This is a genomic window from Limnothrix redekei LRLZ20PSL1 (assembly GCF_043235035.1).
Taxonomy (GTDB): domain Bacteria; phylum Cyanobacteriota; class Cyanobacteriia; order CACIAM-69d; family CACIAM-69d; genus CACIAM-69d.
This window is the reverse complement of record NZ_JAZAQF010000091.1, coordinates 45,831-63,535: the sequence shown is the minus strand read 5'-3', so window position 1 is coordinate 63,535 and position 17,705 is coordinate 45,831. Positions and strand designations below refer to the sequence as shown.

Below are 17,705 nucleotides of genomic sequence, written 5' to 3'. Positions count from 1 at the left end.
AGTCCAGTCAGTGGCTTTGTGCATTTGCTCAGTGGGCTGATTGCTTACTGCCATCAGCCCAAGAAGCCCACTCTTGACCTAGCGACACTAGGCATTGAACTCCCTGCTTAACCCGAATTCACGTTAAATAAGGACTGGGGAGTTAGTGCCTGCGAAATCGGTGGCAGTCTAGGTCATTAGCCACTGATTCTCACCGTCATCATTATCAAAAGATCATCAAAAATCACCAAATTGGCGCGACTTGAAGAGTTTCCTTAACTCCCGCCCAATGACTTGATACAGCGGCATCGGCTTCGTTAAAACTGTGACATAGACCTTCTCTCCCGGTCGCAAACTACCATCCTGGTTCTTGACAGTTGCAAAGTAGAATAATTGCCGCTTCTGTTGGGTGGGATCCTGCCTGACAGCAGAGTCATCATTTTTTAATTCTGAAATTTGTTTCGGCTGATTGGGTTGCATGGGACGCACTTCCACCATCATCCCCGTATGCACCACATCACGATCGCGTTGATCAATTTCAACTGGTACTTCTAGTGTAGTCAAATCCACAATTTCAAAGAGTTTCTCCCTCCCATCCACTTGAGAATTTACCTTACCGGCCAGATCAGCTCCATAGACCCGTCCATCACGGTTAGCTCTAATCATTTGATAGCTCGATCGATCGCGCATCAGTTGCCCCAGTTTCCGCTGATATTCTTCCAGTACTTGGTTAGCAATCACAGCGGCTTTCTGATATTTGCTAATTTCGGCTACTGCTGCCGTGAGCTTAAGCTGGGCTTCCTGAAAATCGCCCACTTGACCCACACTGCCATCATTCAGGGTTTGGCGTGCTAGTTGCTTTTTCGCTTGCACTCCTTGAATTTTTTGGTTAGTTTCATGGATCTGATCTTTTTGTCCTTGCAACTCTTTTTGACTCTGAATAAGCTCTTGCTCTTTGAGGCTCAGTTGATCTGCAGAGATTACTCCTTGACTCACTAGCGGTATTCGTCGTTGGATTACCACTTTTAGCTCGTCAATTCTTTTCTGTGTAAACCACATCTCGTTCCGTAACCGAACTTGGCGGCTACGCAGTTCTTGCACTTCAGCGTCATAGATGGCTACTTCAGGTGCTTGCAAATTGCCAGAACGAGATTTGGCCCGATCGGCCCGATCGCTGGCGATGGCGGCGCTGAGGTTTAACTCTGAAATTCGATGTTGAGCACCTTGGTAACGGATTTGAACCTCTTGAATCAGACCTTCTTGCTTCTTGATTTCAGTCTGGAGATCGCTAATTTCTTGATCAATTTCAGTCAATTCCAGTTCAACTAGAACCTGACCTGCTCGCACAAAATCGCCTGATTGAACATGAATTTTAATGACCTTGCCGGACTTACCTGCATAAACGGTCTGGCGATGGCTACTACTGTCAGGGACTCGTAGTTCTCCTTCAGTCCAGCTAGGGGGTGGCACAGGGATATGCACGATGACCCCAATTCCCAAAATTAATCCGACCCCGATCGCCCAACGCCGCCAGGAAATGGGTGAACTCAAACCAACAGCAGTATCAGAAGTTGACATTGTTGACATTTCAGCCTGGGGTAATGATGGTGTTTTTGTGGAAGCTGGTGAACCAGAAGCATTACCAATTTGGCTAGGTGGAACAATTCGGAGTGGGGATTGAGCACGAGGTTGAGGAGCAGTCATGATAGTAGAGAGAACGAAGTGTCGCGTGATGGGAAACCAATCAGACAAATGTTTGGATAATCAAGATAAACGCTGGAATTGTTTTCTGTTAGTTTTGGTTGTCTGTTGATTGATTGGGAATAATCTATCCAGCACAACTCCATTAGGCTGAATTTCCTATTGAGGCTCCGGCCAGAAGCAAAAGTAAAACAACCAACCAAGGAAAAGAGTTCCTGCAAAAATGGGAATATGGATTAAGCACCAATAAACTACCAGCAATAAAACGCTGCCCATGACTAATAGGGAATAGGCCAGCGCGAAGGGGGCATAAATTGCCAGAACTGGACGATCTCGCGGTTCTGCTGGAGCTGGCTTGCCCTTAAACCAGGCTTGGTAGAGCTGGAAAGACTGGGGGCGGAGATTATTGATCCCCGTGAGGGCGGTCAGGAGATAGTAACCGTCATAACTAGCAAGGGGATTGAAGTTGAGAGCCAATGTAAAAGTGGCGGCAGCCATCAGCAAGTAGCTAGCAGTGTGCACCCAAGTTCCATCACCTGACACCAGCCAAACCCAAAACCCGATCGCAGCCAAGACAGCTTGGACTAAAATGCCTGCCCCAAACACCATGGCTCGCCGATGTTGGGGCAGTTGATAGGCATCGTTGCTGTCGGTGTAGGCGATTGGGATCAACATCATGAACAAGATCCCCATATGGGGCACAGTGCCGCCATAGGCTTTTAAGGTGAAGGCATGGCCCAGCTCATGAATGGCAATCACGAGGGCAATTAATAGGACAAATGGCAACAATAGGGAGCTGTCCCAAAACTGCCATAGAACTTGCCCTTCGTGCAAAATGGCGGCTAACTGATCCAGCATGACAACCACGGAAGCGACTAGGCCAATTGCCAGTACCCTTCCGAACCAGGGCGATCGCATCCAAAGAAAATGATGGTAGTGCTGATTGAGCCAGGGATCAGGATTTAGTAGGGGACAACGAAAGGACAACAGTTTCAAGGGTGTCCATTTCCGTTTACGGGAAACAGGTTTGGGAATATCCACTAGCATCTCTGCTTGGGCCAAACCACCATAGAGCGCCCGTAACTCCTGGGGATCCACCTCATATTCAATTACTAAGTCCTGGGGCGATCGATGGCCAAGTTGCTCAATGAGCGATCGCCATTCTTGATCCAGCTCAATTTGCTCTAGATTGTCAGGATTTCTCAGGAGCAAGCTATGAGGGCGATCGGGATGAGGCAACCATTGTACAGTGGCTTTCAAAGATCCTCGTGGTTGGGGATTTGCGGGCGTTTCTGAACTGGTATCGAGTTGCAAAACACCCTGAGCAATTAGCTTTTGAACCATTTGCATCACCCAATTAGGTGGCACATCGTTCAACTCTTGCTCACAAAGCGTTTGAATAGCCGCCAGCGTTCGATCGCCCGTGAAATATTTCAGTGTTTGGGCTTCCTGCAAAGACAGCGGAATAGCTACCTGTGTCTGATCTTTGGCACTCAGGACATAAACCTTAGCGGACGATTGTTGGGCTGCATCGCGAATTAATCGTAACTGCCAGTGCTCTCGCAAATCAGGACAAAGCCATTCAGCATCAAATCTATCCATCACGCACCCACCCCTACATAGCCATGACGTGAACGATCCGATCACCCATCCAAAAACGCTAGTTCCTCCAGCCACAATCTGCTGAATTTTTCACCCTCCTTTGGGATCCACCGCAACTTCCCACCAACGGTCTACCGCAGTTCTGCAGTTTCTTCGTGGGTAGCGGGTAATTACCTATCGCATCCAAAGACTGTCTTTTGTGCAGAGGATGGGCAAAAGCTCGATATATTCAGGCTTTTGGGAATTCTTGCCCGATCGAGTATGGCTAGTTTGCAAGCAGGGGGCAGAAGTTGGAGCCAAAATTTTGGGCGATCGTGCACAAATTCTTCATGACCATCGCGATACACCTACAGGTCAGCCATTTTTTGTCTCAAAACTCATCTTGGAGCACTCCCAGCACAAAGGCTTCGTCATCCCAGTTGGCCCGAATGCGCTGGGCTGCCCAAAACACCCGATCAACTGGAGTTGACGAACTTTCTGATCCTGAAGCTTCAGGACTAATTTTAATCACTCTAAGGATTTAAAAATCAAGGTGATCGTTTAAATTTGAAATTTTCTCCATCAAGACTTGTCAGTTTCAGTGTTTTGAGGTAGATCTGAAAGGGAAGATTTTTGCACAACCAAAAAATACAGTACGACTTTCGCTCTCTGAGTAATATCTGAGTAGAGAGTGAGTTTTGGAGATCGTTCTGAAAGATTTTTTGAATTTTTCAGGTTTTAGTTTCAAATTCGGGCATTCCAACAGTCATCAACGGCTTCTCTAGTGACTAGCTAAAGAAGCAATTTGACACATCCACATCTCATTCAAAACAGTCAGGGCCATGTCATCTCAATCTTTGTCCGGCTCAAATGCCAACTCCAGTAAGCAGCGGAAGCCCCTGCGCTGGCAGCGACTAGAAAGACTGAATACACCCAGTCCGATTGTTCCTTTGAGTGAAGATTTGGATGAAGTCCTCGGCGAATCTTCGGCAGCAGTTGAGCCACCACTTCCGACAGCCCCGATCGCACCAGAAGTGGAACCAGAAGCCGTTTTGCCAGACCTAGAGGTCGGGGAAAGTGAAAACCCAGCCCTAGTGGCCGAGGTTCTGGATGATGGCGAGATCGGTGAATCGTCAACTGTGGACGGAGAGTTGAGCGAGGCTGAGACCATCGCCGAGTCTGAGGCTGCCGAATCAGAACCCGTTGAGGCATCTGAGGTAGTCGCATCGTCGCCGCCCAACCCCCTGAGCGACCCCGACCCAGAGGGCGAAATTCTTGAATTTGTGCCCGCCACCTCTGAAGCCACCACAGAATCGGTTGCGACCGAAGCATCAGCACCGGGCGAAACCAGCGAAGCGCCTGCTCTATCATCCCCAGAAGCCACTGCCACAACCAACCCACTTGCAGCGAGCACAGAAGAAGGGGGAAGCGGCGAACCGATCGAAGCTGAAGCTGAAATCGATGATCCTGAAGATGGCGCTGAAACCGAATTACTGATCCCCACCGCATTACCTGAGCCGGATCCCCGCTTCCAGTCCGGCATTTTCACCGTGGGAGGATCGGGGCAGGTTGTCATTGACGTACTTTGGGACGGAGGAGCCTATCGCGGACAAGCTGGAATTTTTAGTCTCAGTGGCATGGAGTCCTATGAGCTAGGCTCCGTAGACTTCATCGCAGAAATGGCCCGACGGGTTACCAGTGATTCGGTTTTGGGCTATGTGATTTGGGATGACCCGACTGAGGCGGCTCGTTTCAGCGGAGTCATGAATGGTGAAGCTGACTTTAACAGTGGAGCCTATGCTGGTCTCAAATCTTTTGAAATGCAGGCTGGCGACAAGTTTGGTGTAGTGCTTGTGCCTGACACGACTTTTGTGAAGGTGCTGGAGCAGCCCTGGGCCGAGGGGTCTTGGCGACCGTTGTTTTCGATGGTGACGGCCAACCCTAACGACAGTTTTCAGATGGGGCAAATCGCTGATGTGACGGGCGATGGCAACACGTTCACGGTTGAGGACATCCGCGTTGATCACGGCGGTGACAAGGACTACAACGATTTCATCTTCCAGGTGCGCGGCGCTACGGGTGAAGCCGTCCTGATGGATGAGGTGGTTGCACCGGGCAAAGATTGGCGCAACACCGATGCGGGTCAACTGCTGGTGTCTTATGCCAAGCAATATGTGGAAGCCCCGATCGAGGGGGGAGTCTCCCCAAGTCCCGATGGGTTTACCGGGGATGATGGCTTGCTGCCCGCACCGCCGCTGGACTTTGAGCCGTCTGCGGGTGAAGCACTGCCGAATCCGGCTGATGGGGTCTTGCCGAATGGAGCCTCAAACCTGCCCGGTCTCTTGCCCACCTATACGGAAACTCGGTTTGAATTCCCTGCTGAAAACCAACCGGTCATTGGCATTATTGACACGGGTTTTGCGGGCAACAATCCTGACTTCAACTTCAGCAACATCACCTGGGGTAAGGATTACGTCAGTGGTGATCTTGACCCCACCTTGGCTGCGGGTGAGGGTAGCCAGCACGGAACTCACATCCTGGGCGTGATTGCAGCGCAACAGGATAACGGCATCGGCATTGATGGGATTAATCCCGATGCACCGATCTATGCGGCGCGGGCGATCGGGAGTGGGGCTTGGGCAGAGGCTCTGACCGACACCGTTGACCACATCAAGGCTTCGGGACAACCCAATGGGGTGGTGAACCTGAGCTTGGATTTGACTCAGCGGAACCCAGATGGCAGCATCACGACGCGCTACGAATTGACTCCCCAGGAACGAGGGGCGATCGAGTACGCCCGCCAAAACGGGGTGGTGCTAGTTGTGGCAGCTAGCAACGATCCGGGGGTAATGACTGTTCTAGATCGAGCTGCTCAGGAATTTGACAATATTCTGACGGTTGGTGCTGCAGAACGGGTTAACGATGCATTAGCCCCGGCTACGGCCTATGGAGCCACTGATTACTCGGGTCATGGAGCGGCCTTAGATCTGGTTGCCGATGCTCACCATGGCTCGGTCTCAGGATTGAATGTTGCTGTTGCCAAAGCCTTGGGGGGAGTCTCCCAAATTTGGGCTGCCAATCCTGATCTGAACCATACTCAAGTCATTGATATTCTCCAGCGGACTGCAACCGATTTAGGGATTCCAAATTGGGATAGCCAAACGGGTGCGGGACTGCTAAATATTGTTGCTGCTACTCATCTTGCCAGAATCACTGAGCCTAAACCCTATATTTTTCAACCTGGCCGTCGGACTATCACCGACCAATTTATTTCGCAGAATCCTGCTAATAAACCTTTGCCGGGCGATCCTGCCCATCCGGCCGCTAAATTACCGGGAATTTCTGCGACTCAGGTTGATACGGGAAGCAATAGCCTTGGGAGTGCCACCCAGATTTGGATGTCACCCACTGCTGACATCATTGATCAGGTTAGTAATATTGACCCGGTTGATATTTTCCGTGTTGAGAGTCGCTATTTCAATGGCGCTGACTTGTCAGTACTGGATGGTGAGTTATCGATTCAGTATCTCTCCCCATCTGGCCAAGTTCTGAGCACGCAAGTACTTGGTAAGGGAAGTCATCAGCTGCAATTGCCCTCAAATGTGGGTAATGAAGTAATTGTCAAACTTGAGCGGCGCAATCAGAATCCAGCTACTTACGCGCTCTACGGATTTGAAAGTGCAAAATCTGAGCCCTTCAATATTTCTTTGGAGTTTGAGTCACCGTTAACACCCAATCAACAGCGAATTTTGGAAGCGGCTGCCAAAAATGTCGCCTCTCTAATTGGTCAAGGACTACCAACGGCTGTTGTTGATGGGAAGTTAATTGATGACATCAATATCAAGATCTCTACCCAAGCCTTAGATGGGACAGGGGGAACCCAAGCTCGCACGAAGATTGACTTCATGCGTTATGGTTCGCTGTTACCGGCGCAGTCACTGGTGCAGCTTGATGCAGCCGACCTTAGCCGATTGGAGCAGTCTGGCAATCTATTTGATGTGGCCCAACATGAATTTCTACATGCACTGGGTTTTGGCAATCTTTGGGAAGCAAAAGGACTAGTTGACTATGCTGGAACTCCGCTAGCGGCATACAACGGAAAAAGTGCCGTCGCTGCCTTTCAAAATATGGGCGGGCTGACTGATACGGTTTCCCTTGAAACCGATGGAAATGGCTCGGCAGGCTTGCACTGGCATGAAGGTTTGTTTGCCGATGAGATCATGACGGCTGATCTCAATGGACTGGCTGGGAAAGCTGCACCGATTAGTGCTGTAACCATTGCCTCTCTAGCTGATTTGGGCTATGTGGTTAACCTAAATCAAGCTACACCCAATTACCAACTTGCAACCAGTTCAACAATTCGCGAAGTTGATCTAACGCCAGAGCAAATTGAGGCCTTCCGGGCATTGGCGGAGATGTCTTTTGATGCGGCTGAGGATTTAGGGGAAGACTACGAGTCTATTGCCCCAATTATGCCGACGGTTGATTCGGACACGGTGGCTCCTGAGATTTGGGCACATGCGGAGCGATTCTGGAAGAATGGGGAGTACTACGATTGGCGGCGTTACCAGGTCCAGTGGGGAGATACACTGAGTCAGATCGCTCTAGATACGATGGGTAGCGCTCATCCGGATTACTATTGGTGGATCGCAAACCACAATGGTATTCCTAATCCCGACTGGATCTATAAGTACGATTGGATTGATATTCCAGTCCATCATCCTAACTATGAATGGGAGCAAGAGCAAGAGCGTCTACGCCGTGAAGAAGAATTTAGACGGCAGCAGGAAGAAGAAGCTCGCAGGCGGCGTGAGCAGGAAGAGGCATTTGCACGCGATCAAGAACGAGTTCGCCAAGAGGAAGAAGCACGGCGACGGGAAGCAGAAGCGAGACAGCGCGAGCTGGAAGAGCAGGAGCGGCGCTTGCGGGCGGAACAGGAACGTCGTCGCCAAGAGGAGGAGTTGCGCAAAGAACGAGAGCGGCTGGCAGAGTTAGCACGGCAGGCGGAAATTGCCCGACAACAAGGAAAAGGAGGTCTGGATTGGTATCTAGCCAAACCCTTGAGCTTTGGGAGTGCTGACCCATTTGAGATCCAGATGGGCGATGTTGTTGGGAACTTGGTTCCGGATGATTACTACCGATTCACGTTGTCGCGTGGTGGTCGGTTAACTGCTGAACTCAAGCAGTTACTGGCTGATGCTGATTTGGTACTGTATGACGTGCGCAATCGGCCTATTGCCTATTCAATGCGCGAAGGCATCACCGATGAACAGATCATCACTGATCTGATTCCGGGCACTTATATGCTGCGGGTTAATAGTCCCAAGGGTGTGACTACGGACTATGACTTGATTGTGAAGTTTCAGCATAAGTTGTCCATGACGCAGCAGGGCCCCCCGCCTGGTTGGCGAGTTGGCGGCAGTACTGGTGGTACTGGAAGTGTTGGGGGTGGTGCTGGCCCCATTTTCTCGGATCCACGGATTCGGCAGATTTACAACACCGCCCTGAACAACTTTGCGGCAGCAGAGCGATCGAAGGCCAATGCGCAAATTGCACAACTGGAGGCTGAAAAACTCAGCTACCAGCAGCAGTTACAGGCATTACTCGACCAGATGAATGCAGAGCAGCGGGCTAAAGTTCATCAAGCCTTGGATGGTGCTCGAGATGAGGCAAATGTTTGGGTTGATAGCGTCGTCGAGCCAGTGAAGGGAGCGGCAGACAGGATGGCAGATGGAATTGTCAACCAAGCAAATTCCATTGCCAGCCGCTTGGATGGTGCAGCGAATTCGTTGCCCAGTTGGTCTTGGTGGGATGCTAGGGGCGAGGCTAAGAGCAAAATTCGTCAAGCCCAAGATGCAGTCACTGGAGCGGTGAATGGTGCGCGGAGCTGGCTCAAGGCAGAGCTGGGCAGGATTCAAGGCACTGTGAAGTCGGCGGTTTGGCAGTTCTTTGAGACTATTAAGAATGCCTACCGGACGGGTGGGGAAATCAATCAGATCATTGCCAATGCGGCCAATACTTTCAGACGCGCCATTGACGAGGCTGTTCGTGGTGCCAATGATCTGGTGGGGCAATTTAAGGGCCGCATTCTGAGTGCTGTAAGTTGGACTCAGAATTTGGGGATTGATGCCTTTGGTTTTAAGTTCAATGCCTACAGCCAACTGGTTGAGCCTGCTGTGAATTCCATTGCGGGTGATGTCAGCTCTGTGATCAATGGAGTTGGTAATAGCCTGAAGGGAATGATCGATTGGCTGGAGCCTCGGACGCAGAAGGTGGTGGCGGATGTTGTGAATGTGCTGCTGGGTGATCAGACAGGTCAGCTTTGGAATCAAATCAACGGGGTTGATGCAAAGATTGCGGCAACTCGGACAGGGGTGGAGCAAAAAATTGCTGATAAAGCTAGTGAACTGCAAGCCCAGCTCAATGACTTTCTGGGCAAGTTGGGTATCGATGGGAAGCAGGTTCTAGATACCCTAATAAACTTCAGCAATTCGCCCGTGGGGCAAATCGGACTTGCTGTGGTTGAAGTGCTTCTAGGGTTGATTCCCGTTGTAGGGCAGGCAATTGACATCAAGGATACAGCGCTTTCGCTGCATGACATTCTTGTGCAAGGTAAGCGGGGGATTGCTGACTTTGTAGGACTGATTGGAGCCTTGGCTGGCTGGGTTCCGTTGGTAGGAGATTCCATCAAGGCTGTAGCTAAAATTGCTATGCGAGGTGCTGATGTTCTTCTGCCGCTCATCAAGAGCTGGGGGCCGGATTTGACGGAAACAGTCATCAAGACAATCAGTGAACTGGACTGGGGAAAAATCCTGACGGATTTGGTGAATGATCTAGCCCGGCGTTGGGATGATGTTGTCCGAGTTCTGAACAACTCTGCTGACTGGATTCTTCAGTCCCTGGGGTTAACCCCTGCAATGGCGATGGCAAGTGGAGTAGTCTTCAACCTCAAGAATAGTGCTGACAATCTTGCTAGCAGTGTTAATCAATCCAAAAAACGTTTGGTTGAGCCACTAGAAGATGCTGCTAATGAAACCAAGAAAAAGATTGGATTAATAGTTGGCAACTCTACTACATTAGGTAGAAACCTAAAATTTGATGAAGCATTGATTCCTGGTACATCAATTAAATATCCAGGACTCCGGGGAGATTATCAAGCCCATCATCTAATACCTAGTGCAGTAGCAGACGACAGTGATCTCATGCTAAATGCTGTGCAGTATGCAAAGTTTGATATTGACGCTGCTGTCAATGGAATCTTCTTGCCAAATGAAGACTGGAAAGCTGTTGAGATTTTAAATTTAACAGGTCAGTCCTTGCCAATTCATCTTGGGTCTCACCCTGTCTATTCTGCTCGAATTACTGAGGACTTAAATACAAAATGGGATCGCTTGAAAGCTATGGGAAAAACGACAGATCCAGCATTTTTGAATGCGGCAGTGCTGGAAGTTATTGAGTCAGCCAAGAACAAGCATTTACCTCTGCTCACAAAACCCTATGATGGGAAGATTCCAGAGTGGCTGCCTATGCCGGGTAGTGCCTTGACTCCGTAATGATGAGCCAGCAAGAGCCTTGCAGTGCAGGCGATCGGTTGCCAAAAATCATTACCTCACAAGTGCCATTTTGGGTCAGGCTAAAAATAAACTAATCAGACATCGCTTATTGACAGGCATGGTTGACCTCTAGACTTTCTAACCATTTTCCAAGCAATACTGTGACCAAGTTGAACCGAATTTATTTAGACAGGCATCACACGTATTCACCTCGCCTAACATCAACTTTCGAACTTCGCTGCATTCTTGCTGAAATTCTCCAAAAAAACAGCCATATACTCATCTCTTCTCCCACGAAAAGCATCCTAGACCCTGAGATCTTCCTCACCAACCTTAAAACTCATGCCAATGTTTATCAAGCCTCTCTATCCCGCCAATTCGCTGCCGACTTTCCCCCCAGCATCGAACAAACTACTCTCAAGGATGAACCCAAAGATTGGTACATCAAAACCGCTGACTTCGGGGACGAGTGCGATCGAATTCTCCAGCATCGTGATGGTCGATACACGCAACTCCTAGAAGATATCGCTACCTATCATCATCTTCTGCAAAATCACTGCGATCGAGTCATCATTCTGCGCCCCCATGACTATGGTCGCTACGATGTACAGGTTAATGCCGCCATGCAATGCTTGGGCTACACCCCAGCCCAGTTTCAATTTATTATTGTTCAACCGATTCACCTCTACGCATTCCATCAACCCAGCCAAAAATTGCAACGTATTCCAGACCTGCCACTTGAGGAACTTCAAAAAGTGGTTGATATGGATACCTTACGCTGGCATTGCTTTAGCAGTCCCTTAACAAAACCTGCACCCATCAATCTCAGCACCGTCGGGCAACCAACGGATAGTCTGTATCAACTGAAAGCTATTTATGCTCAGTGCTGCAGCTTAATTGAGAGTGCTTATCAGCAAGGAATTATCGATCATAATTCAGCGCTGCACGAATCGTGGAACGAATCAGAAGCGCTCAAAAGTTTGGAAAACCTATCTTGGGAGTCGCCCCTAGAACAGCAACTAGTAGCTCAAGTCCAGGCTGTTCCTGAGCTACTCGATCGTTGCGCTGAACTGGTTTCACTCGAACCATTAACCGCACATCTAAAATCCATTAGCCAAAACTGTAGCCAATGGTTTGAGACTCTTGCTCTCACACCCCAATCATGCCTCTTGTTGCTGATTATGCGATCGCTTATACTCTTTTTCTTAAAAGATCTATTGAATATTTCTATTTTATGAGAATTTTCATAAAAACTAGTGACATTCAAAAAACCAATGTGTATGATTCAAAAAAGTCTTTAGTCCCCTTGCTACTTAAGCTTGCCTGAACAGAATGGACTTAACCATACTGTCCAGAGATTTCAGTGAGTTGCAAGCTCGCAAGCTGAGTAACAAGATTCATGACCTTCTCTCCCCACAACTGAGGATGTCTTCCAAATGCACACAAAATCCACTGCCTCAGCTCAGTTGCTCCGTGCTCAAGATCTGTGTGCTGCTACGCTAACAGCACTCGTTCTAGCTACATCCTTTGAGGTTGGAATTAAACCCTCATTTGCAGGCACTATCCGTCAAGACCGCAGCGATTGGTTATACCGCAACTTAGCTGATGGCTTTTCAAGTGTTGGTCATCTTGCCGCCAGCAATGGAGCTGGCTCATGGGGTTGTTCAGGAACCTTAATTGGGCGCAGCTATGTTTTGACTGCAGCACATTGTGTTGAAGGTCGAGATGGGGTCGGTGGATTCATGAATTACGGAACTTTCACGGTTGGAGGTCAACGCTATAGCGTTAACTACCTCAGCGCACATCGAGATTGGTTCTCTAGCGGCCGGAATCTTGGACTCGGCGCTGACCTAGCAATCTTGAGCCTAAACCGGAGCGTTTGGGGTGCTAATCCTGCAACCCTTTACTCCAGCCGTGATGAGGATTTGAAGCTAGGAACCTACGTTGGTTTTGGGATGACCGGAACTGGCACTACCGGTGCATATCTCAATTCAGGAACCAAACGAGCTGGGCAGAACACTATTGGACTCGGAACTCGTCTGGGTGGTAGTGATCGACTGCTAGTGTCAGATTTTGACGACCCACGCTTGATCAATAGCTACGACCCTCTATCTAGACCGCAAGATCTTGAGTATCAACTAGCACCGGGAGATAGTGGTGGTGGACTTTTTATCGATGGTCGAGTCGCTGGTGTTAACTCCTTCATCAGTTCAACTGATGGCAACCTCGATTCGGACTATGGCGATTTTTCCTACACTGTCCGTGTTTCCTCACACATTGACTGGATCCGTGGAGCAGTGAATGGCCTAGCACGATTACTTGGGATGCCCACCCCATCAGTTCAATCCAGCCCTGGCGTTACTCGTGATGGCTTTGGTTGGAATCGTCAAGCAGATGTACCTCTTCCAGAGGAGTACAACTGGTTTGACGATGAAACCCTAGTTCAAATTCTGACTGATGACGGCTTAGAGCGTTATGCCTCAGGATCCACAGAGGACGGCATATCAAGGTCAACTCCCGAATCAGGCGGGGTCATGGGTCTGATGTCAGTGGTATTGATGGCTCTGATGGGCAAAAAATTGGCAAGCAAACAGAAGATGTAATCCTGATCAGAACTTCTGATCACTGACGAAACAACTTGATATCGTGCTTGCGGGTCATCAATAGCTGGTAGGGTGGGCACTGCCCACCACCATTCCCATCCCTACAAAGCCAGAATCGATCTTGAGGAAGTAGAAAACAATAACTTCTTTCTCTGATTCGGCTGCTTGGGGGTGACGGGTGTTGGTGGGCATTGCCCACCCTACGGTTTTTGGTGGGTTATTCAGTTGTGTTGATTTATTGTTGGGCTATTCCCTGATGTAGGCGGCGAGGTTACTAAATTTCAACGGCGGGAGCGATCGCCCTTGGCAGGTGCAGGCCCCATCGATTGGGTAGTGTCTCCGCTTAGAGGGCATCTGTGAAGAAATATTGCATGGCGGTAGGATGGTCAGTGTGGTGGGCACTGCCAACCCTACGGGCATTTTATTTCCTAAGCTATTCTCGCTATGATCGCTATTCCAAACTACATCAATTCTGATGAATACCTGATCATTGATCGCGATAGTCCCACCCGCCATGAATACCGTCGCGGCCTCGTCTACGCGATGGCAGGCGGCAGCGACAGTCACGCCCGAATTGCCATTAATCTCCTCAGTTTGATTAACTTTCACCTTCGAGGCACAGCCTGCCGTCTTTACAACGGCGATGTCAAAGTCAGCTACCGCGACGACTTCTACTACTACCCAGATCTCTTCGTTACCTGTGACCCACGCGATCGCGAAAATCGCACCATCAAACGCTATCCCAAACTGATTGCCGAGGTTCTTTCAGACAGCACCAAAGACTTTGACCGTAATCTTAAATTTACCGACTACCAGCAGCTCGAAAGCCTCGAAGAATACGTCCTCATCTCCCAAGACACTCAGCAAGTGGAATGCCGCCGTCGCCAACCCGACAATACCTGGGCAACCACCGTCTACAAAAATGGCGATCGCGTCACCTTGAGCAGCATCGGTCTTGAACTTGATGTTGCCGAACTCTATCTTGATCTCGACTAATCATCACAAGACACTCACACCCCCATACAAACCCCCGATCGCCACTGCCGGCCCAATACTTTCAAGCATCACCCGATCACCCACGCCGAACACCACAACGACTCTACAGGCTGCCATGATCGCTATTCCAAACTACATCAATCCTGATGAATACCTGATCATCGAGCGTGATAGTCCCACCCGCCACGAATACCGTCGCGGCCTCGTCTACGCGATGGCAGGCGGCAGCGGCAACCACGCCCGAATTGCCATTAATCTCCTCAGCGCGATCAACCTCCATCTCGGCGATACTGACTGCCGCTTCTACAACGGTGATGTCAAAGTCAGCTACGCAGATGAGTTTTACTATTACCCTGATGCCTTCGTGACCTGCGATCCCCGCGATCGCGCCGACCGCTACATCAAACGCCACCCAAAATTGATCGTCGAAGTCCTATCCCAAAGCACGCGAGTCTTTGATCTGGGTCAAAAGTTCGAGGATTATCGGCAAATCCCAGACCTAGAGGAATACGTTCTCATTGATCAGGATCAGCGCTGGGTGGAATGCCGCCGCCGCCAACCGGACAACACTTGGACAACGGTGATCTATGGAACAGGGGATCGAATTACGCTTCAAAGTATTAATTTAACCTTCCCCCTTGAGCAACTCTATCGAGGCTTGGATTAGTGTTAGTTTGGGTCAGGCCCCAATGACTTTGAATGGGTTGATATTCCCTAAACAAACCTAAACGAAAAACAAACTTAAAGAGGATGTCTGAAAAGCCAAAATTGCTACTCTGTACACCCCAGTGATCGACTTAAACAAGGGGCTTAAGCCCCTTCCACGACTATTGGTGCTTGCTCGTGCCAAAGAATACTTTTTAAACATCCTCTAAACAAAATAGAGGCGGCGTTCGCAGCGCACATCGGCTGGAAGGCAATCCTGGAGGGCAACTTCGGCGATCCGATCGGCGTAGTAAGTGGTAATTGGCAGGCGAATCACTTGGGTGCTGCCGATGTGCATTTCGCTGAGCCAATAGATTTGGGCGGCGATCGTCAGGATGTCCGTTTGGCCGTGGCGGCGACGCACCAAAAGTGGCTGGGGGCTGGCGTTGGGGACAACTTTGGCCTGTTTAGCACCGGTTGTTAGGACGATCGCCTCATGATCGTTGTGAACCCAAGCCCAGCCTCGATCGGGATTTTGCCACTGTTCCTGATTGGTGTTGGGGTCGATCGCCCGCACCGCCGCCCGCGCCAACACATCCTTCACCACTTCCACCACCTCCAATTGCTCCAACCCATGGGGTCGCAATTCGGCTTCCAGGGCTTGCAGGGTGGCTAATTCGCTGTTTTTGACGGTTCCATCGCGATGAATCACCACATGGCGCAGGGGTTCACCGCTTTGCTCAGTGAATGCGCCAAATAAGTCGAGCAAAATATTGCGCAGGCTGGTTTCGCTGAAGGTTTCGCCCCGCTGCATGGAGGCGCTTGACCAGCCGATCGCCTGGCCTTGACGGTTGACCACAAAGGCAGAAGCCCCGATCGTCCGTTCCTCTTTGCGGCCCAAATCTAGCCCCACAAAGGCTTGGGCAGCACCCGGCATTTGGTGCAACTGCCAGGGAGCGTAACCCAGTTTTGCCAAAATGCCGAACACCACGTTTTGATCGCACCCCTCATGTAGCTTTTGGTTATAGTTCTCCTTGTTAACCACGCGCATGGTTTCGCGCGTCACCATTTGCGAACAGTAACTTTGTTGATTGAGGATTCTTTTTAAGGTGAAGTAGGGATTAACTTGGGCGTTGTAAATTGGGTCTGCTCCGTTGGGGACAAAGGCAAAAATTAGGTCATTAGCATTCACGGGCAAGTTCTGGCAAACCAGACGTAGGGAAAGGGAATTTTGCGGATCGTAGGAACGTAAATCGCCAGCCCTCGTGAGTGTAATTCCAAATCCTTGGAACCGACTTTTTAGGGCTGCCATATACTTTTTCACCTCTGCTTCCCAGGCTTGGGGATACAGCACTTGCGTCCGAATTTCTGCTGGTTTTTGGTGAAGGGCACGTTGCTTCCAACCACGCCAAGCTTCGTCTACGAGGAATGGTCGATCGGGCTGTTGTGGATCTGCTCCAAAGGATAGGTTTTTGGCCATGGAGCCAGCGGTCAATTGAGTGAGGCGATCGGGCTGCCAAGGGTGGGGATCAAATTCAATTCGATCGCCACAAATAAATCCCCGTTTGTTTAAAAGTTCGATCGTCTTTTGCATCAATTCTCGACGTTTAGCCAGTGGCAAAATGCAATGGTTTAGCAATTTGCTGGGTAGGTCTTCACGGGCATAGATTCGTTTTAATAGTTGTGGTAGATGATGAAACGGTTGGTAGCGAGGCGGATAGCCCACCGCAACGGCGGGTTGATTGGGATCCAGTTGTGCGGCCAATTCTGGGGCCAGATTTTGGCGATCGCGGTGATAGTCTAATAGGCTTTGGTTGCCTAATTCCGCGAGCGGTTGACCAATGGTGATCGGTGCAACGCCCAGAAGTTGGCAACTTTTGCCATCGTAAGTATGAATCAAGCGCTGTTTGGGTGGAAACTGCTGCCAATCAAATTGGTCGATCGTGCCAATGGATTGATATTCATTCCGAAAGTGCAAGGTTAGGAAGAGAAATCCCGCCGAGTTTTGCCAAAAATCAAAGGTTAAATATCGTCTCGCTTCGGCAATGATTCGGCCTTGGGGATCCCGAATTTGAATCGGCGGTTCGTTGGAATAAATTCGTTTGCGAGTTTCTTGAACTTTTTTGGCGCTATGGGGATTAATGGTTTTGAAAATGCTGCACAACCGATAATTACAGAGTTGAAACAGCCAGTTTTGATACCTTGGTTCGCTCAGATCGATCGCCTCGCTCTTGAGGATCTCAATTTCCAAAGGTTCTGAGGAAGTTTCGCAAAACTGCCGCAAACAGGCGAATAAGTTCGCTTCCTGTCCCCGGTCTTCGGAAATCAGGGCGAGGCTGGACTGATCGTTGGTAACCCACTGATTGAGACGAAATTTGCAGAATCTTGCGAGGGAGTAGAGGGTGTCGATCGGGGCGGCACTGCCGATGATTCGCAGTCGATCGCGCCGGGCAGGGACAGATCCAAGGGGATTACGCGATTGAAAGCTGAGTTCTCGAATATCCACAATTAAAGCGGCTATAATTAACGCATGAATTATATCACTTAAAACATTTTATTTTAAAGCACCTTGCAATTCATTCAAAGGTCATGATGAAACAATGCAACCCCACGAACCCGATCGCCATCAAGTCGCCATCAATAAAAT

Annotated in this window: 8 protein-coding genes; 5 read left to right on the top strand and 3 right to left on the bottom strand. The window is 49.7% G+C overall.

Annotated features, from left to right (window positions below):
* Positions 1 to 216: 216 nt before the first annotated feature.
* On the bottom strand, positions 217 to 1,683 hold the full coding sequence (locus tag VPK24_RS17845) for an HlyD family secretion protein (RefSeq protein ID WP_393015425.1): 1,467 nt from the start codon (positions 1,681 to 1,683) through the stop codon (positions 217 to 219).
* A 156-nt stretch (positions 1,684 to 1,839) separates the two neighbouring features.
* Positions 1,840 to 3,282, bottom strand: coding sequence for a site-2 protease family protein (locus VPK24_RS17840; protein ID WP_393015423.1), 1,443 nt, complete (start codon positions 3,280 to 3,282; stop codon positions 1,840 to 1,842).
* 929 nt (positions 3,283 to 4,211) lie between these two features.
* Between VPK24_RS17840 and VPK24_RS17835 the strand changes: the two genes are divergently transcribed.
* From VPK24_RS17835 to VPK24_RS17815, 5 genes are all read left to right on the top strand, one after another.
* Positions 4,212 to 10,814, top strand: a complete 6,603-nt coding sequence (locus VPK24_RS17835; RefSeq protein WP_393015422.1) for a S8 family serine peptidase — start codon at positions 4,212 to 4,214, stop codon at positions 10,812 to 10,814.
* 161 nt (positions 10,815 to 10,975) lie between these two features.
* Positions 10,976 to 12,052 (top strand): hypothetical protein, encoded by a 1,077-nt coding sequence (locus VPK24_RS17830; RefSeq protein WP_393015421.1) that lies wholly within the window; start codon positions 10,976 to 10,978, stop codon positions 12,050 to 12,052.
* A 198-nt stretch (positions 12,053 to 12,250) separates the two neighbouring features.
* Positions 12,251 to 13,417 carry a trypsin-like serine protease gene (locus tag VPK24_RS17825; RefSeq protein ID WP_393015419.1) on the top strand — a complete coding sequence of 389 codons (1,167 nt, stop codon included), beginning with the start codon at positions 12,251 to 12,253 and terminating at the stop codon, positions 13,415 to 13,417.
* Between the two features lie 444 nt (positions 13,418 to 13,861).
* Positions 13,862 to 14,413: a Uma2 family endonuclease gene (locus tag VPK24_RS17820; RefSeq protein ID WP_393015417.1), complete on the top strand. Its 552-nt coding sequence runs from the start codon at positions 13,862 to 13,864 to the stop codon at positions 14,411 to 14,413.
* 115 nt (positions 14,414 to 14,528) lie between these two features.
* Entirely contained in the window at positions 14,529 to 15,080 is a 552-nt protein-coding gene (locus VPK24_RS17815) for a Uma2 family endonuclease (protein WP_393015415.1), read from the top strand.
* 204 nt (positions 15,081 to 15,284) lie between these two features.
* Here the strand turns inward: VPK24_RS17815 and VPK24_RS17810 are convergent, their stop codons facing one another.
* Entirely contained in the window at positions 15,285 to 17,564 is a 2,280-nt protein-coding gene (locus VPK24_RS17810; protein ID WP_393015413.1) for a Piwi domain-containing protein, read from the bottom strand.
* Positions 17,565 to 17,705: the final 141 nt, after the last annotated feature.